Annotated in this window: 13 protein-coding genes; 11 read left to right on the forward strand and 2 right to left on the reverse strand. The window is 62.0% G+C overall.

What is annotated here, in order from left to right:
- Positions 1-182 precede the first annotated feature (182 nt).
- The 8 genes from ABWL43_RS13795 (at position 183) to ABWL43_RS13830 (ending at position 14,296) form a co-directional block, all read left to right on the forward strand.
- A complete protein-coding gene (locus ABWL43_RS13795) occupies positions 183-1,616 on the forward strand; it encodes a serralysin family metalloprotease (RefSeq protein ID WP_106578104.1) in 1,434 nt (477 codons plus the stop codon).
- Between the two features lie 48 nt (positions 1,617-1,664).
- Positions 1,665-2,033, forward strand: coding sequence for a protease inhibitor Inh/omp19 family protein (locus ABWL43_RS13800; RefSeq protein ID WP_106578105.1), 369 nt, complete (start codon positions 1,665-1,667; stop codon positions 2,031-2,033).
- A gap of 102 nt (positions 2,034-2,135) precedes the next feature.
- Positions 2,136-3,890, forward strand: coding sequence for a type I secretion system permease/ATPase (locus ABWL43_RS13805; protein ID WP_404488184.1), 1,755 nt, complete (start codon positions 2,136-2,138; stop codon positions 3,888-3,890).
- Positions 3,887-5,188 carry an HlyD family type I secretion periplasmic adaptor subunit gene (locus ABWL43_RS13810; protein WP_106578107.1) on the forward strand — a complete coding sequence of 434 codons (1,302 nt, stop codon included), beginning with the start codon at positions 3,887-3,889 and terminating at the stop codon, positions 5,186-5,188. Before ABWL43_RS13805 ends, ABWL43_RS13810 begins: the two co-directional genes overlap by 4 nt.
- A 2-nt stretch (positions 5,189-5,190) precedes the next feature.
- The gene (locus ABWL43_RS13815; protein WP_145160562.1) at positions 5,191-6,525 is read left to right on the forward strand and encodes a TolC family outer membrane protein; all 1,335 of its coding nucleotides are present in this window, start codon (positions 5,191-5,193) and stop codon (positions 6,523-6,525) included.
- Positions 6,526-6,555: 30 nt separating this feature from the next.
- The gene (locus ABWL43_RS13820; RefSeq protein WP_404488188.1) at positions 6,556-9,513 is read left to right on the forward strand and encodes an autotransporter domain-containing protein; all 2,958 of its coding nucleotides are present in this window, start codon (positions 6,556-6,558) and stop codon (positions 9,511-9,513) included.
- Between the two features lie 116 nt (positions 9,514-9,629).
- Positions 9,630-12,737 carry an autotransporter domain-containing protein gene (locus tag ABWL43_RS13825; protein WP_404488190.1) on the forward strand — a complete coding sequence of 1,036 codons (3,108 nt, stop codon included), beginning with the start codon at positions 9,630-9,632 and terminating at the stop codon, positions 12,735-12,737.
- Positions 12,738-12,865: 128 nt separating this feature from the next.
- On the forward strand, positions 12,866-14,296 hold the full coding sequence (locus ABWL43_RS13830; RefSeq protein WP_404488192.1) for a lipase: 1,431 nt from the start codon (positions 12,866-12,868) through the stop codon (positions 14,294-14,296).
- 16 nt (positions 14,297-14,312) lie between these two features.
- On the opposite strand, the gene ABWL43_RS13835 is transcribed toward ABWL43_RS13830, so the two are convergent.
- Entirely contained in the window at positions 14,313-14,582 is a 270-nt protein-coding gene (locus tag ABWL43_RS13835) for a hypothetical protein (protein ID WP_262209443.1), read from the reverse strand.
- Between the two features lie 190 nt (positions 14,583-14,772).
- Here ABWL43_RS13835 and ABWL43_RS13840 point away from each other — a divergent pair, with 190 nt between their 5' ends.
- Positions 14,773-14,937: a hypothetical protein gene (locus ABWL43_RS13840; RefSeq protein ID WP_164487936.1), complete on the forward strand. Its 165-nt coding sequence runs from the start codon at positions 14,773-14,775 to the stop codon at positions 14,935-14,937.
- Positions 14,938-14,977: 40 nt separating this feature from the next.
- On the opposite strand, the gene ABWL43_RS13845 is transcribed toward ABWL43_RS13840, so the two are convergent.
- Positions 14,978-15,202, reverse strand: a complete 225-nt coding sequence (locus ABWL43_RS13845) for a YgdI/YgdR family lipoprotein (RefSeq protein ID WP_145160571.1) — start codon at positions 15,200-15,202, stop codon at positions 14,978-14,980.
- A 188-nt stretch (positions 15,203-15,390) separates the two neighbouring features.
- Here ABWL43_RS13845 and ABWL43_RS13850 point away from each other — a divergent pair, with 188 nt between their 5' ends.
- Both ABWL43_RS13850 and ABWL43_RS13855 read left to right on the forward strand, forming a co-directional pair.
- Positions 15,391-17,037 carry a VRR-NUC domain-containing protein gene (locus ABWL43_RS13850; protein ID WP_404488195.1) on the forward strand — a complete coding sequence of 549 codons (1,647 nt, stop codon included), beginning with the start codon at positions 15,391-15,393 and terminating at the stop codon, positions 17,035-17,037.
- Positions 17,034-19,298: an ATP-dependent DNA helicase gene (locus ABWL43_RS13855; RefSeq protein WP_404488197.1), complete on the forward strand. Its 2,265-nt coding sequence runs from the start codon at positions 17,034-17,036 to the stop codon at positions 19,296-19,298. Before ABWL43_RS13850 ends, ABWL43_RS13855 begins: the two co-directional genes overlap by 4 nt.
- Positions 19,299-19,315: the final 17 nt, after the last annotated feature.

Raw genomic sequence — 19,315 nt, forward strand, 5'->3', positions numbered from 1 at the left:
GCCTGCGACTTCCTTAACTTGAATCCACGTCACATTTTCGCTGCGGAAATATTTGTAGACGAAAGATTTCAAGTTGTGTCAGTTTCGATACGCCTTCAAAAGAGGCGAGTGATAGGACGATCTCGCCCGCGGGGTTCCTATCGACCAAAGACTGATGCACTTGCAAACAAGGAAGTACGTTTATGTCAAAAGTAAAAGACAAAGCTATTGTTTCTGCCGCGCAAGCCAGCACTGCTTACTCGCAAATCGATAGCTTCAGCCATCTGTATGACCGTGGCGGCAACCTCACGGTGAATGGCAAACCGTCCTTTTCCGTGGACCAGGCAGCGGACCACCTGCTGCGCGATGGCGCCTCGTACAAGGATGTGAATCACAACGGCAAGATCGATCTGACCTACACCTTCCTCACCTCGGCTTCCTCGGCCACCCTGAACAAACATGGGATCTCCGGGTTCAGCCAGTTCAACGCCCAGCAGAAAGCACAGGCCGTACTGGCCATGCAATCCTGGTCGGATGTCGCCAACGTGAGCTTTACCGAAAGCGCCTCGGGCGGTGACACGCACATGACCTTCGGCAACTACAGCGGTGGCCAGGATGGCGCGGCTGCCTTCGCTTACCTGCCCGGCACCGGCGCAGGCTACGACGGCACCTCGTGGTACCTGACCAACAGCAGCTACACGCCGAATAAGACCCCGGACGTGAACAACTACGGCCGGCAGACCCTGACCCACGAAATCGGCCATACCCTGGGCCTGGCTCACCCTGGCGACTACAACGCCGGGACCGGCAACCCTTCGTACAAAGACGCGGACTATGGACAGGACACGCGTGGCTACAGCGTCATGAGTTACTGGAGCGAAAGCAACACCAACCAGAACTTCACCAAAGGCGGCGTCGAAGCTTACGCTTCAGGCCCGCTGATCGACGACATCGCCGCGATCCAGAAGCTCTACGGTGCCAACTACAGCACCCGCGCCGGCGACACCACCTACGGTTTCAACTCCAACACCGGGCGTGATTTCTACAGCGCTACTTCCAATGCCGACAAGCTGGTGTTCTCGGTATGGGACGGTGGTGGCAACGACACCCTGGACTTCTCCGGTTTTACCCAGAACCAGAAGATCAACCTCAATGAGGCCTCGTTCTCCGACGTTGGCGGCCTGGTGGGCAACGTGTCCATCGCCAAGGGCGTCACGGTCGAGAACGCCTTCGGCGGTTCGGGCAACGACCTGATCATTGGTAACAACGCAGCCAACCTCATCAAGGGCGGTGCAGGCAACGACATCATCTACGGCGGTGGCGGTGCGGACCAACTGTGGGGCGGCGCCGGCAACGATACCTTCGTGTACGGTGCCAGTTCCGATTCCAAGCCGGGTGCTGCTGACAAGATCTTCGACTTCACCTCGGGTTCGGACAAGATCGACCTGTCCGGTATCACCAAAGGTGCGGGCTTGAGCTTCGTCAACGCATTTACCGGGCATGCCGGCGATGCTGTACTCAGCTATGCCTCGGGTACCAACCTGGGCACCTTGGCCGTGGACTTCTCCGGGCACGGCGTGGCGGATTTCCTTGTCACCACCGTTGGCCAGGCTGCGGTCAGCGACATCGTAGCGTGATGTAAAGCGCGCGGCGCTCCGGCGCCGCGCTCTATGATGGAGCAGAACATGCCGCGTTTTTCTCATTTGATCGCCTGTGCTTCACAGGTGTTGTTCGTGTCGGCAGGAGCCCACGCAATGGCTAGCAGTCTTGTTTTACCCACCACCGCCCAGTTGGCCGGCCACTGGCAGTTGCACCAGCAGGATCAAGTGTGCGCGTTGGACCTGTTGGACCAGCCTAACGCGCTGGCCGGCGATGTGGCGTGCGCCGCGCAATGGCTGGGCGATAAGCCGCTGACCTGGTTGCCGACCCCGGACGGCATCTGGCTGATGAACGCCCAGGGCACGGGCATTATCCATTTGAACCGTGAAAAAGACGGCGAATATAAAGGGCAGACGCCTTCAATTCCCGAAGTTGTCCTGCAACGAACACCTTAATTAACAGTTATAAGCATATAACCCGATTTTAATAGTTGGCCGCCCTACTGTGGGGCCTGGGCAACTAGTGCGCGTAATTCGCTTCAGGGAAGATCAGAAGATATGGCGAAGTCCCATGCGGTTGCGCCCTTATTCAGGGCGTTGGGTGAATACAAGAGTATTTTGATCAGCATCGGCTGTTTTACCGCATTGATTAACCTGTTGATGCTGGTGCCGTCGATTTACATGCTGCAAGTGTACGACCGTGTGTTGTCCTCCCAGAATGAAACCACCCTGGTGATGTTGACGTTGATGGTCGTCGGCTTCTTTGCGTTTATCGGCACGCTGGAAGTCGTTCGCAGTTTTATCGTGATCCGGATCGGCAGCCAGTTGGAGCGGCGCTTCAACTTGCGCGTCTACAAAGCCGCCTTTGAACGCAACCTGCAGCGCGGTCAGGGGCACGCCGGGCAATCCCTTGGCGACCTGACCGTGATCCGCCAATTCATCACGGGACCTGCGCTGTTCGCGTTCTTTGATGCGCCGTGGTTTCCCATCTACCTGTTCGTGATTTTCCTCTTCAACGTGTGGCTTGGCGTGCTGGCAACGGCGGGCGCGGTACTGCTGATCGCGCTGGCGTGCCTGAATGAATACCTGACCAAAAAACCGCTGGGCGAGGCGGGCGCGTTTTCCCAGCAATCGACCCAGTTGGCTACCAGCCACTTGCACAACGCCGAGACGATCCAGGCCATGGGCATGCTCGGCGCGTTGCGCAAGCGCTGGTTCGCGGTGCATTCGCAATTTCTTGGCTATCAGAACAAGGCCAGCGACACCGGCTCGGTGATCACCTCGCTGAGCAAGTCCTTTCGTCTGTGCCTGCAATCACTGGTGCTGGGCTTGGGCGCCTTTCTGGTGATCAAGGGCGACATGACGGCCGGGATGATGATCGCCGGTTCCATCCTCATGGGCCGCGTGCTCAGCCCCATCGACCAACTGATTGCGGTGTGGAAGCAGTGGAGTTCGGCCAAGTTGGCTTACCAGCGGCTTGACGAATTGCTGCGCGAATTTCCGCCGGAAGTCGAACACATGGCGCTGCCGGCGCCCAACGGCCAGGTCAGTTTCGAGCAAGTCAGCGCGGGCCCGCCCGGGCGGCGCGTGCCGACCCTGCATCAGGTCAGTTTCAACCTCGGTGCGGGCGAAGTGCTTGGCGTGCTCGGCGCGTCGGGTTCGGGCAAATCCACCCTGGCCCGCGTGCTGGTGGGTGTGTGGCCAACCCTGGCCGGCACAGTGCGCCTGGACGGCGCCGATATCCATCGTTGGGACCGCGACGACCTCGGCCCCCATATCGGTTACTTGCCCCAGGACATCGAACTGTTCAGCGGCAGCATCGCCGACAACATTGCACGGTTTCGCGACGCCGACCCGGAACGGGTGGTGCAGGCCGCGCAACAAGCCGGTGTGCATGAGCTGATCCTGCGTCTACCACAGGGTTACGACACGGTGCTGGGCGACAACGGCGGTGGTCTGTCCGGTGGCCAGAAGCAACGCGTGGCCCTGGCCCGCGCGCTCTACGGCGGGCCGCGCTTGATCGTACTGGATGAACCCAACTCCAACCTCGACACCGTCGGCGAAGCCGCGCTGGCCAGTGCCATCGTGCAGATGAAAGCCCAGGGCAGCAGCGTGGTGCTGGTGACGCACCGGTCCTCGGCGTTGGCCCAGGCCGATAAGTTGCTGGTGCTCAACGAAGGCCGTTTGCAGGCCTTCGGCCCCAGCCAGGACGTGCTGCGCGCCTTGTCGGGCCAGCAGCAGGAAGCACCACGAGAAAAGGCCGGCGTGAGCCTCAGCCGTCAGTACCAAGCCGGAAGGAATCCAGGCGCATGAGCAGCCTTACATTTGAGCAACGAGATGCCGGTTTTTTCGTAAAAATGGGTTGGCTGCTGACCATCGTCGGCGCCGGCGGCTTCTTTCTCTGGGCTAGCCTGGCGCCTCTGGACCAAGGCATCCCGGTGCAAGGCACGGTGGTGGTGTCGGGCAAGCGCAAAGCCGTGCAAACCTTCAGCCCCGGCGTGGTCAGCCGGATTCTGGTGAAGGAGGGCGAGGTGGTCAAACAAGGCCAGCCGCTGTTTCGCCTCGACCAGACCCAGAACCAGGCCGACGTGCAATCGCTGCAAGCCCAGTACCGCATGGCCTGGGCCAGCGTGGCGCGCTGGCAGAGCGAGCGCGATAACCGCTCCAGCATCACCTTTCCGGCCGAGCTGAGCGCCAACCCCGATCCGGCGCTGGCCCTGGTGCTGGAAGGCCAACGCCAACTGTTCAGCAGCCGCCGCGAGGCATTTTCCCGCGAGCAAGCCGGGATTCGCGCGAATATCGACGGTGCCACCTCGCAACTCAACGGCATGCGCCGTGCCCGCAGCGACTTGTCCGCCCAGGCCCAATCCCTGCGCGACCAACTGGCCAACCTGCAACCCTTGGCCGACAACGGCTATATCCCGCGCAATCGCTTGCTCGATTACCAGCGCCAACTGTCCCAGGTGCAACAGGACCTGGCGCAGAACGCCGGCGAAAGCGGCCGCGTGGAGCAGGGCATTCTTGAATCACGGCTCAAGTTGCAGCAGCACAGCGAGGAATATCAAAAGGAAGTGCGCAGCCAACTGGCCGACGCCCAACTGCGCAGCCTGACCCTGGAGCAGCAACTCACCTCGGCCGGCTTCGACCTGCAGCACAGTGAAATCAACGCACCGGCCGATGGCATTGCGGTCAACCTCAGCGTGCACACTGAAGGCGCCGTGGTGCGTGCCGGTGAAACTCTGCTGGAAATCGTGCCCCAGGGCACACGTCTGGAAGTCGAAGGGCGTTTGCCGGTGAACCTGGTGGACAAGGTCGGCACGCACTTGCCGGTGGATATCCTGTTCACCGCCTTCAACCAGAGCCGCACCCCGCGCGTGCCGGGCGAAGTCAGCCTGATTTCCGCCGACCAGATGCTTGATGAAAAAACCGGCCAGCCGTACTACGTGCTGCGCACCACGGTGAGCGAGGCCGCACTGGAAAAACTCCATGGCCTGGTGATCAAGCCGGGCATGCCTGCCGAGATGTTCGTGCGCACCGGCGAGCGCTCGTTGCTCAATTACCTGTTCAAGCCGCTGCTGGATCGCGCCGGCTCCGCGTTGACCGAGGAATGAGCATGAAACCTGTGTTCATTTCACTGCTGTTGATGTGCGGCTCTGCCCAGGCTGCCATGGGCCCGTTTGATGTGTATGAGCAAGCCTTGCGTAACGATCCGGTGTTTCTCGGCGCGATCAAGGAGCGCGACGCCGGCCTGGAAAACCGCACCATCGGCCGCGCCGGGCTGCTGCCCAAGCTGTCGTACAACTACAACAAGGGCCGCAACAACTCTGAGGCGCACCTGCCGGACGGGCGCGGCGGCAACTACCGCGACGACCGCAACTACAACAGTTATGGCTCGACCTTCAGCCTGCAACAGCCGTTGTTCGACTACGAAGCCTATGCCAACTACCGCAAGGGCGTGGCCCAGTCGTTGTTCGCCGATGAAAGCTTTCGCGACAAGAGCCAGGCGCTGCTGGTGCGGGTGCTGAGCTATTACACCCAGGCCTTGTTTGCCCAGGACCAGATCGACATCGCCCGCGCCAAAAAGAAGGCCTTCGAGCAGCAGTTCCAGCAAAACCAGCACCTGTTCCAGCAGGGCGAAGGCACGCGTACCGACATCCTCGAAGCCGAATCGCGTTATGAACTGGCGACTGCCGAAGAGATCCAGGCGCTGGATGAGCAGGACGCGTCGCTGAGGGAGTTGGGCGCGTTGATCGGTGTGCAGAGCGTCAACATCCAGGATTTGGCGCCGCTGAACCAAAGTTTTGCCGCCTTCACCCTGACGCCGGCCAACTACGACACCTGGCATGAACTGGCGATCACCAATAACCCGACCCTCGCTTCCCAGCGCCAGGCCGTGGAAGTGGCGCGCTATGAAGTGGAGCGCAACCGCGCCGGGCACCTGCCCAAGATCACCGCGTATGCCAGCTCGCGCAAACAGGAGTCCGACAGCGGCAACACTTACAACCAGCGCTACGACACCAACACCATCGGCATCGAAGTCAGCGTGCCGCTGTACGCCGGTGGCGGTATTTCGGCCGCCACCCGCCAAGCCAGTCGCGGCATGGAGCAGGCCGAGTACGAGCTGGAAGGCAAGACGCGCGAAACCCTGATTGAGCTGCGCCGCCAGTTCAGCGCGTGCCTGTCCGGGGTGAGCAAATTGCGCGCGTATCAAAAAGCCCTGACCTCGGCCGAGGCGCTGGTGGTGTCGACCAAGCAGAGCATCCTCGGCGGCGAGCGGGTCAACCTCGACGCGTTGAACGCCGAGCAGCAGCTGTACAGCACCCGTCGCGACCTGGCCCAGGCGCGGTACGACTATTTGATGGCCTGGACCAAATTGCACTACTACGCGGGCAACTTGCGCGACACCGACCTGGCGAAAGTCGATGAGGCATTCGGCCCGGTGAAATGAGCAGTTATAAAAACAATAAGGATGGTTTAGATGATCACCGATTCATCACGCTTCAAGCCCTTTACCGCAGGTTCCTTGCTGCTGTTGTCCGTTGCGGCACAGGCGCAATACACCGAGACCGGTTTACCGGGTAACCCCGCCAGCTGGCGTTCGGCCGAGTTCCAGAGTGACTGGGGCCTGGACCGCATGAAGGCGAATGAGGCCTACGCCGCCGGGATCAGCGGCAGCGGGGTAAAAATCGGCGCGCTGGACTCCGGGTTCGATACCGATCACCCGGAAGCCTCCAAAGACCGCTTCCACCCGGTCACGGCCACCGGCACTTACGTCAATGGCAGCGCGTTCAGCACCACCGGCGCGCTCAACCCCAACAACGACTCCCACGGCACCCACGTCACCGGCACCATGGGCGCGGCGCGTGATGGCGTGGGCATGCATGGCGTGGCGTACAACGCGCAAGTCTATGTGGGCAATACCAACGCCAACGACAGCTTCCTGTTTGGCCCCACCCCGGACCCCAAATACTTCAAGGCGGTGTACACCGCGCTGGTGGATTCCGGCGTGCGCGCCATCAATAACAGCTGGGGCAGCCAGCCGCCGGACGTCAGCTACCAGACCCTCGACGGTCTGCATGCCGCCTACGCCCAGCATTACAACCAGGGCACCTGGCTGGATGCGGCAGCGGATGTGGCCAAGGCCGGCGTGATCAATGTGTTCAGCGCCGGCAACAGTGGTTACGCGAATGCCAGCGTGCGTTCGGCGCTGCCGTACTTCCAGCCGGAACTGGAAGGCCACTGGCTGGCCGTGTCGGGCCTGGACAAGGCGAATAACCAGAAATACAACAAGTGCGGCATCGCCAAATACTGGTGTATTTCCACCCCGGGCGCGCTGATCAACAGCACCGTTCCCGGCGGCGGTTATGGGGTGAAGTCCGGCACGTCGATGTCGGCGCCGCACGCCACCGGCGCCTTGGCGCTGGTGATGGAACGCTACCCGTACTTGAACAACGAGCAGGCGTTGCAGGTGTTGTTGACCACCGCCACGCAACTCGACGGCTCAATCACCCAGGCACCCAATACCACCGTGGGCTGGGGCGTGCCGGACCTGGGCCGGGCGATGCACGGGCCGGGGCAATTGCTCGGCTCGATGAACGTCAACCTGGCGGCCGGGCAGGGCGATGTGTGGAGCAACGGCATCACCGACCAGGCGTTGCTCCAGCGCCAGGCCGAAGACCGCGCCGAGCACGCAGCCTGGCAGCAAACCCTGATCGACAAGGGCTGGCAAAACGGCGTGGGCGCAACTGCCAGCCAGCAGGACCAGACCGACTACGCGGTCGGCACCGCCCGTGATCAAGCCGCCGCGAACCGCGTGTATGAAGGCAGCCTGATCAAATCCGGCGCCGGCAGTTTGCTGCTCAGCGGCGACAGCACCTACCGCGGCGCGACCAGCGTCAATGGCGGCCTGTTGGCGGTCAACGGCTCGCTGACCTCGGCCGTGACCGTGAACGACAGCGGCACCCTCGGCGGCTCCGGGCGCATCGGCGCCTTGTCGGTAAACAGCGGCGGTACCGTGGCACCGGGCAATTCGGTCGGCACCTTGCAGGTGGCGGGCGATGTGAACCTGGGGGCGGGTTCCACCTATGCCGTGGAACTGACCCCGACCACCAGCGACCGCATTGTCGCCGGTGGCAAAGCCGTACTGGGCGGCGGCACCGTCACCCTGGCGCTGGAAAACAGCCCGACATTGCTGAGCCAGAGCCAGGTGCAAAGCCTGATCGGCCGCCAATACACCATCCTGCAGGCAGCGGGCGGCATCCAGGGGCAGTTTGGTCAAGTGCTGCCCAACTACCTGTTCCTTGGCGGCACCCTCGACTATGCGGCCAACAGCGTGCAACTGGACGTGGGGCGCAACGGAGCGACCTTTGCCAGCGTCGCCGTCAACCGTAACCAGCGCGCTGTCGCCGCCGCTGCCGAGCAACTGGGCGCGGGCAACCCGGTGTATGAAAGCCTGCTGCAGTCCGATTCGGTTGCAACCGCTCGGCAAGGCTTGCAGCAACTGTCCGGCGAGGTTTACCCGGCGATTGGCGCGATGCTGATCAACGACAGCCTGCAACTGCGTGATGCTGTGGGTGAGCGGCTGCGCCATGTACCGGTGAACGGCGAAAGTAACCTGTGGCTCAAAGCGCTCGGGGCTTGGGGCAAGGCTGACAGCCGCAGCGAAACCGCAGGCTCGACCACCTCGATCGGTGGCTTGCTGGCCGGTGTGGACGGTGCGTTGGACGAGCAGACCCGTGTGGGTGTGGTGGCAGGCTACAGCGACAGCTCCTTGAACCTGGGCAGTGGCACACACTCATCGGCGTCCATCGACAGTTACCACTTCGGCGCGTATGCCGGGCGTGAACTGGGTGACTGGCGCGTGAGCGTCGGCGGCGCCTACAGCTGGCATCGCGGTGATGTGAAGCGCGACCTGCAATACGGCGACGTCAGCGGCAAGCAAAAGACCAAGCTGGATGCGCGCACGGCGCAGTTGTTCACCGAGGCGGCGTACCGCATTCACCTGCAACCGCTGGCGCTGGAGCCGTTCGCCAACCTGGCGTACGTGCACCTGGACAGTGACTCATTCCACGAAAAAGGCGACGCCGCGGCCCTGGAGCGTGGCAGTGATCGGCGGGATGCGGTGCTCAGCACCCTGGGCCTGCGCGCGTTTAAAACCTTGCCGTTGAATGACCATCAGCAGCTGGAACTGTCCGGTTCGCTGGGCTGGCAGCACAGCCTCACGGCGGTGGAATCCGAAGAACATTTGGCGTTTGTTGCCGGCGGGCCGTCATTTGCCGTGCGCAGTTCGCCGTTGCTACGTGACGCGGCGCTGGTGGGCGTGCAGGCCAGCCTGGCGTTGAGCCCGACCACACGGGTCAACCTGGATTACAACGGCCAGTTGGGTGGCCGCGAGAAAACCCAGGGCGTGGGGCTGAGCCTCAACTGGCAGTTCTAGAGAACACCGCAGGTCAAAAACGGTGGGAGCTGGCACGCCAGCGCCCACATCAGATAGGCGGCGCTGAAGAAAAAGTGATTCACATACCGGCAATAAGAAAACTAAGGAAGGTCACCGTGAACAAACGCAAGTCAGGGTTAATCACCGCCACTCACACCGACCCGGGCTACCCGCTCAAGGCCTTGAGCTGCGTGCCATACGGCGCGTTGCTGTGCTGCCTGGCAGGCCTGGGAACCGCCCAGGCCGCACCCTATGTGGAAGCGGGCAAGCTGGGCGACGCGGCCAGTTGGCGCAGCAATGAATTCAAGGCCGACTGGGGCCTGGGCGCGGTGCATGCAGATGCTGCCTACGCCGCGGGCTACACCGGCAAGGGCGTCAAGCTGGGGATCTTCGACCAGCCGGTGTACGCGCAGCACCCGGAATTCGACAGCCCCGGCAAGGTGGTGACCATTGTCACCGAGGGCATTCGCCAATACACCGACCCCTACATTCCGGTGAAGGCGGGCGATGCGTTCCGTTATGACGGCACGCCGTCCAAGGACTCCAACGGCAAGCTGGGTAACCACGGCACCCACGTCGGCGGCATTGCCGCGGGTAACCGCGATGGTGGGCCGATGCATGGCGTGGCGTTCAATGCGCAAATCCTCAGCGCCGAAAACGGCGACCCGGGCCCGGAAGACGGGATCATCCTCGGCAACGATGGCGCGGTGTACAAGGCCGGTTGGGATGGGCTGGTCGCCAATGGCGCGCGCATCATCAACAACAGCTGGGGCATCGGCATCGGTGACCAGTACGCCAAGGGCGGCCGCGATCCGGCATTCCCCAACTTCACGGTCAATGAAGCGCAGGCGCAGTTCAACGTTATCCGGCCGATCCTCGGCACGCTGGCCGGCGGTGCTTATCAAGGCGCAATCGACGCGGCCCGCAGCGGCGTGCTGACCATCTTTGCCGCCGGTAACGACTACAACCGCAACAACCCGGATGCGATGTCGGGCCTGGCCTACTTCGTGCCGGACATTGCGCCAAACTGGCTGTCGGTGGCGGCTTTGCAGCAGAACCCGGACACCGCCAGCGCTGATCCTTATGTGATCAGTACCTTCTCGTCGCGCTGCGGGTATGCGGCAAGCTTTTGCGTGTCGGCGCCGGGCACCAAGATCTTCAGCTCGATCATCAACGGCACCGACCTTTCAAACCTCACCACCGACTGGGCCAATAAAAATGGCACTTCCATGGCCGCGCCCCACGTGGCCGGCGCTGCGGCGGTGTTGATGGAACGCTTCCCGTACATGAGCGGCGATCAGGTCTCCACCGTGCTGAAAACCACCGCCACCGACCTCGGCGCGCCGGGCATCGACGCGCTGTACGGCTGGGGCATGATCAACCTGGGCAAGGCGGTCAACGGCCCGGGGATGTTCATCACCGGCGAAGATATCCCGGCCGAGTTTCGCATCGACGGCGCGTACGGCAGCGGGCAGTTCGTGGCGGATTTGCCAGGGATCGGCGCCGTGGTGGATGCCGGCAAACCGACTCAGCGCCTGTGCACCGACGTGCACTGCGGGCTGGACGTGTGGAGCAACAACATCTCCGGCCACGGCGGCCTGACCAAGCAGGGCATCGGCGCGCTGGTGCTGACCGGCAACAACACCTACAGCGGCCCGACCCTGGTTAATCAGGGCTTGCTGGCGATCAATGGCTCGGTCACCTCCGACGTCACCGTCAGCCAGAGCGGCGTGGTCGGTGGCTCGGGGCATATCGGCTCGCTGTCCGCCAAAAGCGGCGGCACCGTGGCGCCGGGTAATTCCATCGGCACCTTGAATGTGGCCGGCAATGTCACTTTCGACGCGGGCTCGACCTACGCGGTGGAGTTGTCGCCGACCAGCAGCGATCGCATCGTCGCCGGTGGCACGGCCACGCTCAATGGCGGCACCGTGACCCTGGCCCTGGAAAACAGCCCGACACTGCTGACAAACGCGCAGGCCCAGAGCCTGGTCGGTCGCCAGTACACCATCCTGCAAGCCGCGGGTGGGGTTACCGGTAGCTTCGGTGCGGTACTGCCCAACTACCTGTTTATCGGTGGCACGTTGAACTATGCCGCCAACGGTGTGCAGTTGGATGTGGCGCGTACCAACAGCTTCGCCAGTGTGGCCGTCACGCCCAACCAGCGTGCTGTCGCCGCGGCGGCAGACCAGTTGGGCGCCGGCAACGCGGTGTATGAAAGCCTGTTGCTGGCGCCGACTGCGGCCTCGGCGCAAGGCGCGTTCCAGCAACTGTCCGGCGAAATCTACCCGGCGTTGCAGAGCGCGCTGGTCAACGACAGCCGCTACGTGCGTGAAGCGGTGGGTGAGCGCCTGCGCAATGGCGAGATGGGCGCCACCAGCGAAACCCTCGACAGCCGTGGCAACGTGTGGGTCAAGGCCCTGGGCGCCTGGGGCAAGACCGACAGCCGCAGCGACACGGCGGGCTACACCACTTCGCTGGGCGGCATGCTTGTGGGCGTTGACGGTGCGTTGGACGAGGCGACCCGTATCGGTTTGGTCGCCGGTTACAGCGACACCTCGTTGAACATGGGCAACGACACCCACTCACGTGCCTCGGTCGACAGCTACCACTTTGGCGCCTATGCCGGGCATGAGATCGGTGCCTTGCGCCTGAGCGGGGGAGCGACCTACAGCTGGCATCGCGCCGATGTGAAGCGCGACCTGCAGTACGGCGATGTGGCCGGCAAGCAGAAAGTCAAAGTGGACGCGAGCAGCACGCAGGTGTTTGGTGAGGCGGCTTACCGCGTCAATCTGCAACCGCTGGCCCTGGAGCCGTTCGCCAACCTGGCTTACGTGCACCTGGACACCGATGGCTTTACCGAAAAAGGCGATGCCGCCGCGCTCAAAGGCCACGACGACCGCCGCGATGTGGTGTTGAGCACCTTGGGCATGCGTGCATTGAAGACCTTCAATGTGAACGATCACCAGCAACTTGAGGTGTCCGGCACCCTGGGCTGGCAGCACAACCTGAGCAGCACTGATTCCGAGCAGCACCTGGCGTTCGCGTCGGGCAGCCCGTCGTTCGCGGTGGAAAGCGCGCCGATGGTGCGCGATGCCGCGCTGGTGGGCGCGCGGGTGAGCCTGGCCTTGAGCAAAGAGGCGCGGGTGAACTTTGACTACAACGGCCTGCTGGCCAGCAAGGACAAAGTGCACGGGGTGGGCTTGAGCCTCGACTGGGCGTTCTAAAGGTTTCATCACCTTTGCATGCGGGCCAGGTGTCAGGTGGGAGCACGCCAGCTTCCACCTGACACCTGGCCCACCGCTGAAAAGTGTTTTCGCTTTCTCTACAAATCCAACAACAGAGAGGCACTACCATGGGTATCTTTGACTATAAAAACCTTGGCACCGAGGGTTCCAAAACGTTGTTCGCCGATGCCATGGCGATCACGTTGTATTCCTATCACAACCTGGATAACGGCTTTGCCGTGGGCTACCAGCACAACGGGTTAGGCTTGGGGCTACCGGCCACGCTGGTGGGTGCGCTGCTCGGCAGCACGGATTCCCAGGGCGTGATCCCTGGCATCCCGTGGAACCCGGATTCGGAAAAAGCCGCCCTTGAGGCGGTGCAGAAAGCCGGTTGGACACCGATCAGCGCCAGTGCCCTGGGCTACGCCGGCAAGGTCGATGCACGTGGCACCTTCTTTGGTGAAAAAGCCGGCTACACCACGGCCCAGGTCGAGGTACTCGGCAAATACGACGACGCCGGCAAACTGCTCGAAATCGGCATCGGTTTTCGTGGCACCTCGGGGCCACGGGAAACCTTGATCAGCGACTCGATCGGCGACTTGATCAGCGATCTGCTCGCGGCACTGGGGCCCAAGGATTACGCGAAAAACTACGCCGGCGAAGCCTTCGGCGGCTTGCTCAAGAATGTTGCCGACTACGCCGGTGCCCATGGCCTGACCGGCAAGGACGTGGTGGTCAGCGGCCACAGCCTGGGCGGGCTGGCGGTCAACAGCATGGCGGACTTGAGCAACAACAAATGGGCGGGGTTCTACAAGGACGCCAACTATGTCGCCTATGCCTCGCCGACCCAGAGTGCCGGCGACAAGGTGCTCAATATTGGTTACGAAAACGACCCGGTGTTCCGCGCGCTGGACGGCTCGTCCTTCAACCTGTCGTCGCTGGGCGTGCACGACAAACCCCACGAGTCCACCACCGATAACATCGTCAGCTTCAACGACCACTACGCCTCGACGCTGTGGAATGTGATGCCGTTTTCCATCGTCAACCTGCCCACCTGGGTCTCGCATTTGCCGACGGCGTACGGCGATGGCATGACGCGCATCCTCGAGTCCGGCTTCTACGACCAGATGACCCGTGACTCCACGGTGATTGTTGCCAACCTGTCCGACCCGGCGCGGGCCAATACCTGGGTGCAGGACCTCAACCGCAATGCCGAGCCGCACAAGGGCAACACGTTCATCATCGGCAGCGATGGCAACGACCTGATCCAGGGCGGCAAGGGGGCGGACTTTATCGAGGGTGGCAAAGGCAACGACACGATCCGCGACGACAGCGGGCACAACACCTTTTTGTTCAGCGGCCACTTTGGCAATGATCGCGTGATTGGCTACCAGCCCACCGACAAACTGGTGTTCAAGGACGTGGAAGGGAGCACCGACCTGCGTGACCACGCGAAGGTGGTCGGCGCCGATACGGTGCTTACGTTTGGGGCCGACTCGGTGACGCTGGTCGGCGTGGGGCATGGCGGGCTGTGGACGGAGGGCGTAGTGATCGGCTGATTACTCACGCAACCGATCAGTGCCAGTGCTGCCCCCGCCAGCCACCGCCCCAATAGGGCCGGTGGGGGTAGCCATAGCCATAGCCGTAATAGTGATGTGGGTAGTAGTAAGGCCGTGGCGCATAGCCCCAATGCCCGTAATAGACCGGTGGAGGTGGTTGCACCACGATCACCCGCGGTGGCTGGCGAATGATGATGGTGTCGGCGAACGCTGGCGCGCAGGCCAGGGCCGCCAGGGTCAGGGGAATCAGTAAAAGAGCGCGTACCGTGCGGGACATGAGTGCCATGGCCGTCGTTCCTCCGTTGTGCCGCGTTTGAAAATAAAAGCGGCTTATCGGTTAAACGCCCAGGCGGGGAAAATCCTTCGGTAAATAAATCTTCATTGATCAGCGGCGCAGCCTTGCGACGGATTACGCGCGCCTCACGCGTTTAATCAGCACCTGCGAGATGTTTCGCGCGTCATATGAGGAGCTGAGCATGTCCCGACTTCGATTGCTGCTATGCGCCTTGGTACTGCTGGGGTTGGGCGGGTGTGCGGTGTACCCGGCCTATCCGGGCCCATGCTGCTACCGGCCGTACTACCACTCGTACTATTACCATCCCTACTATCACCCGTATTACCACCCGTACTATCGGTACTGAACCTGCAACAAAAAGCCCCGCATCTGCGGGGCTTTTTTTATCAGTTTTCCTTGCGTACCGTCGCTACGTCATCGGCCTTGACGCGCACATGCTTGCCAGCGATGTCGGTGAACTCGTAGAAGCCGTCGGCCGTCTTGGTTTTAGGACTGTCCTTGGTCAAATACTGCGTACCATTTTGCAATGTCACCACGGTTTGCGTTGAGCAACCGGCCAATAGTAGAAAAGTGAGTGCAACCAGCGGCAGACCCAAATTCTTCATGTTCATAACCCTTACCTTTAACCCTGAAAAGTCCCGCAGCCTATGGGTGCGGGCCGTAAATGTTACGCCATCAACTGAGCTATCTGATCCTTTTTATTAGAAAAGTTGCGTGCGCCATTTATCTATTACCGATTGCAACAACGGGTTCGCGACGGCACTCTGTATGCATAACCAGTATTTGATCAGCGCTCGACATGGCCAACCCCCTCGAAAATCCCTTGTATTACTTGCATAACTTCCGCCAAGTCCTGCAGTGGCTGGTGCAGCGCTATGCGGATTTGCTTGATGCGGACGAACAGCATTTCATTCAGCAATTTGACAGGTTGCCGCAAGCGTCACAGGCGCTGTTGGTGCGCATGGTCATGCGCAAGGGCGTGCATTTTCGCGCAAGCAAGCTCAATTACCTCGAGATTGGTTGCACACGCTCGGCCGCCCTGGCGTTGATTGAGCAGGGTTGGGTCGATGATCAAGGCGCACTGTGCGTTGAAGAGCTGTTCGCCGTGCTGCAAAAGAGTGAAGTCCTCGCTGCCTTCAAACCCTGGATTGATCAACCCAAAGCCAAGAAAACCGACTGGCTGGCGCCACTGACGCAGCATTTTACGCAGCAGCGCAGCTTTGCCCAGTGGTGCCCGGACCTGAGCGATGCACTGTACAGCCTCACCGTGATGGACCTGTGCGACCGCTTGCGTCTGATGTTCTTTGGCAATCTGCACCAGGACTGGTCAGAGTTCGTGCTGGCCGACCTTGGCATCTACACCTACGAAAAAGTCGAGTTCTGCGCCGAGTCCCGCGGCCTGCGCACCCGTGACGACGTCGTCGGTTTTCTATTTCTGCATCAATGCCAGCAGGCCTTTGAAGCGGGGGAGGCACTGGACGGCGTACTCGCGCAAATCGCTACGCTGTGCACCGACAACCCGTGGCTGGAAAAGCGTCGCGCCAAGCTGTTGTTCCAGATCGGCCAGTACTGCGAACGCAGTGCCGAACTCGACCTGGCGCAACGCATTTACCGCCAATGCGCCTATCCCGGCGCCCGGTCACGCCTGATTCGCGTGCTGGAGCGCCAGGAGGATTACCCGCAAGCCATGGCCCTGGCGTGCGCCGCGCAACAGGCTCCGGAAAGCGCCGCCGAACAGCAACACCTGCTGCGCGTGCTGCCACGCCTGCGCCGCAAGCTGGGGGAGCCGGCGCTGCCCAAGGCCAAGCCGCGGCCCGTCACGCGTCTGGACCTGGCGCTGGAGGTGCCGCAGCCGCTGATGTCGGTGGAGTACTGCGTGCAGGCGCACCTCAGCGAGCCCGATGCACCGGTGCATTACGTCGAGAATGGGCTGATCAACTCCCTGTTCGGTCTGTTGTGCTGGGAGGCGATTTTTGCACCGTTGCCCGGCTCGTTTTTCCACCCGTTCCAGCGCGGGCCGGTGGACTTGCACAGTGAAGACTTCCATCAGCGCCGCGCGCCGTTGTTCGCGGCGTGTTTCGAGCAGCTTGGCGATGAGCGTTACAAGGCCACCATCCGCCAGCGTTACGTCGACAAATGGGGCATCCAGTCGCCCTTTGTGTTCTGGAACCTGCTCAGTGAAGACTTGCTGCAGCAAGCACTGGACTGCTTGCCCGCCGAACACCTGCGCTACTGGTTTGAACGCTTGCTGCTGGACATCCGCGCCAACCGTGCCGGCATGCCGGACCTGATCCAGTTCTGGCCCGCCCAGAAGACTTACCGCATGATCGAGGTCAAGGGCCCCGGCGACCGGCTGCAGGATAACCAACTGCGCTGGCTGGAGTTCTGTGGCGAGTATCAGATGCCGGTCACTGTCTGTTATGTGCGCTGGGCGCAGTCGGCTTGAGCTACAGCGTCGCGGTGCGCGCGCTGTGTGAATTCACGGCCAAGGTCGGCGACCTCGACCTGCGCTTCACGCCGTCGCCCAGCGCCCAGGAAGGTATCGTCGGCCACCGCACCGTGGCGTCGCGGCGCAGCGCGCACTACCAGAACGAAGTCGCGCTGGAAGGCGAATACCAACAGCTCAAAGTACGGGGCAGGGCGGACGGCTACGACCCGGACAGCAATCGCCTGGAAGAAGTGAAAACCTATCGCGGCGACCTCGACGCCCAGCCCGCCAACCACCGCCAATTGCATTGGGCGCAGGTCAAGGTGTACGGCTGGTTGATGTGCCAGAAGCTTGGCCTTGGTGAAATCGACCTGACACTGGTGTACTTCGACATCGTCGGCGAGGGCGAGACCCTGTTCAACCAGCGCTTTGCAGCGGCCGACCTCGAACTGTTCTTCAACCAGCAGTGCGCGTTGTTTCTGGGCTGGGCCCAACAGGAAATGCAGCACCGCGACGCGCGCAACGGCGCGGCCCAACGCCTGGCGTTCCCCCATGCTGACTTTCGCCCCGGCCAGCGCGCCCTGGCAGAATCGGTCTACAAAGCCGTCAGTACCGGCCGTTGCCTGATGGCGCAGGCGCCCACTGGCATCGGCAAAACCGTCGGCACGATCTTTCCGCTGCTCAAGGCCCTGGCGCCGCAGCAGCTGGACAAGGTGTTCTTCCTCACCGCCAAGACGCCGGGCCGCAAGCTGGCCCTGGACGCCGCCCAAGTCCTCTACGACAGCAGCCCCGATTTGCCGCTGCGCGTGCTCGAACTGGTGGCGCGGGACAAGGCCTGCGAACACCTGGACAAAGCCTGCCATGGCGATTCCTGCCCCTTGGCCAAAGGCTTTTACGATCGTCTGCCGGCCGCGCGCACGGCCGCGTCCAAGGTGCGCCTGCTGGACCAGCGCAACCTGCGCGACGTGGCGCTGGCTCATGATGTTTGCCCGTATTACCTGAGCCAGGAAATGGCGCGCTGGACCGACCTGGTGGTGGCTGACTACAACTACTATTTCGACTTTGGCGCCATGCTGTTCGGCCTGGCCCAGTTGAACCAATGGCGCGCCGCCGTGCTGGTGGACGAAGCCCACAACCTGGTGGAGCGTGCGCGTTCGATGTACAGCGCCAGCCTCGACCAATACAGCCTCAAGACCCTGCGCGAAAGTGCACCCGAGCCGCTGAAGAAACCCTTGCAACGCCTGAACCGCGAATGGAACGCCCTGCATAAGGACCAGCTCGCGCCATACCAGGCCTATGCCACCAAACCCGAAAAACTGCTGCAGGCGCTGAGCCTCTGCGCCAGCGCCATGGGCGACTACTTCAACGATCACCCCGAAGCCCTCAGCGGCGAGCTGCAGGCGTTTTATTTCGAAGCGCTGCAATTTGCCAAAGTCGCCGAACTGTTCAACGAACACTTCATCTTTGATATCAGCAAGCGCCAGTTCAGCGGCAAGCGCAGTGCTTCAACCCTGTGCCTGCGCAATGTGGTGCCGGCCGAATTCATTCGGCCCAGGCTGACCGCCGCGCGCAGCAGCGTGCTGTTTTCCGCGACCCTGAGCCCACGCCACTATTACGCCGACCTGCTCGGCCTGCCGGCGGATACTGCGTGGATCGATGTGGAATCGCCGTTCAAGGCCGAGCAATTGCAGGTGCGTATCGTCGATGCGATCTCCACACGGTTTGTGCACCGCCAAGCCTCGCTGGCACCGATCGTGGAGCTCATCGCCGGGCAATTCGCGCAACGGCCCGGCAACTACCTGGCGTTTTTCTCAAGCTTCGATTACCTGCAACAGGTGGCGCAGTTAATGGCCGAGCGCCACCCGCAGGTGGCGTTGTGGTTGCAGTCACGCGGCATGGCCGAGGCCGAACGGCAGGGTTTTCTCAACCAGTTTACCCAGCACAGCCAGGGCATCGGCTTTGCCGTGCTGGGCGGTGCGTTTGGCGAAGGCATTGATTTGCCCGGCGCACGCTTGATTGGCGCCTTCATCGCCACCTTGGGTTTGCCGCAACTGAACCCGATCAACGAACAGATGAAAGCGCGCATGGCGTCGATTTTCGGCTCCGGTTACGACTACACCTACCTGTACCCCGGCATTCAGAAAGTGGTGCAGGCGGCGGGGCGCGTGATTCGCAGCCAGCAGGATGAGGGCGTGGTGACGTTGATTGACGACCGCTTTGGCGAAGCGCGCGTTCGCCAATTATTGCCGCGCTGGTGGGCGCCCGTCACTCAAGCGTGATGCCGCTCAGTTGTTCA

Origin of the sequence: Pseudomonas sp. HT11 (assembly GCF_044875395.1) — a bacterium.
Lineage (GTDB): Bacteria > Pseudomonadota > Gammaproteobacteria > Pseudomonadales > Pseudomonadaceae > Aquipseudomonas.

Coding starts and splice junctions, on each gene's coding strand:
- ABWL43_RS13795 (WP_106578104.1), top strand. CDS start 183: ATGTCAAAAGTAAAAGACAAAGCTATTGTTTCTGCCGCGCAAGCCAGC.
- ABWL43_RS13800 (WP_106578105.1), top strand. CDS start 1,665: ATGCCGCGTTTTTCTCATTTGATCGCCTGTGCTTCACAGGTGTTGTTC.
- ABWL43_RS13805 (WP_404488184.1), top strand. CDS start 2,136: ATGGCGAAGTCCCATGCGGTTGCGCCCTTATTCAGGGCGTTGGGTGAA.
- ABWL43_RS13810 (WP_106578107.1), top strand. CDS start 3,887: ATGAGCAGCCTTACATTTGAGCAACGAGATGCCGGTTTTTTCGTAAAA.
- ABWL43_RS13815 (WP_145160562.1), top strand. CDS start 5,191: ATGAAACCTGTGTTCATTTCACTGCTGTTGATGTGCGGCTCTGCCCAG.
- ABWL43_RS13820 (WP_404488188.1), top strand. CDS start 6,556: ATGATCACCGATTCATCACGCTTCAAGCCCTTTACCGCAGGTTCCTTG.
- ABWL43_RS13830 (WP_404488192.1), top strand. CDS start 12,866: ATGGGTATCTTTGACTATAAAAACCTTGGCACCGAGGGTTCCAAAACG.
- ABWL43_RS13835 (WP_262209443.1), bottom strand. CDS start 14,582: ATGGCACTCATGTCCCGCACGGTACGCGCTCTTTTACTGATTCCCCTG.
- ABWL43_RS13840 (WP_164487936.1), top strand. CDS start 14,773: ATGTCCCGACTTCGATTGCTGCTATGCGCCTTGGTACTGCTGGGGTTG.
- ABWL43_RS13845 (WP_145160571.1), bottom strand. CDS start 15,202: ATGAACATGAAGAATTTGGGTCTGCCGCTGGTTGCACTCACTTTTCTA.
- ABWL43_RS13850 (WP_404488195.1), top strand. CDS start 15,391: ATGGCCAACCCCCTCGAAAATCCCTTGTATTACTTGCATAACTTCCGC.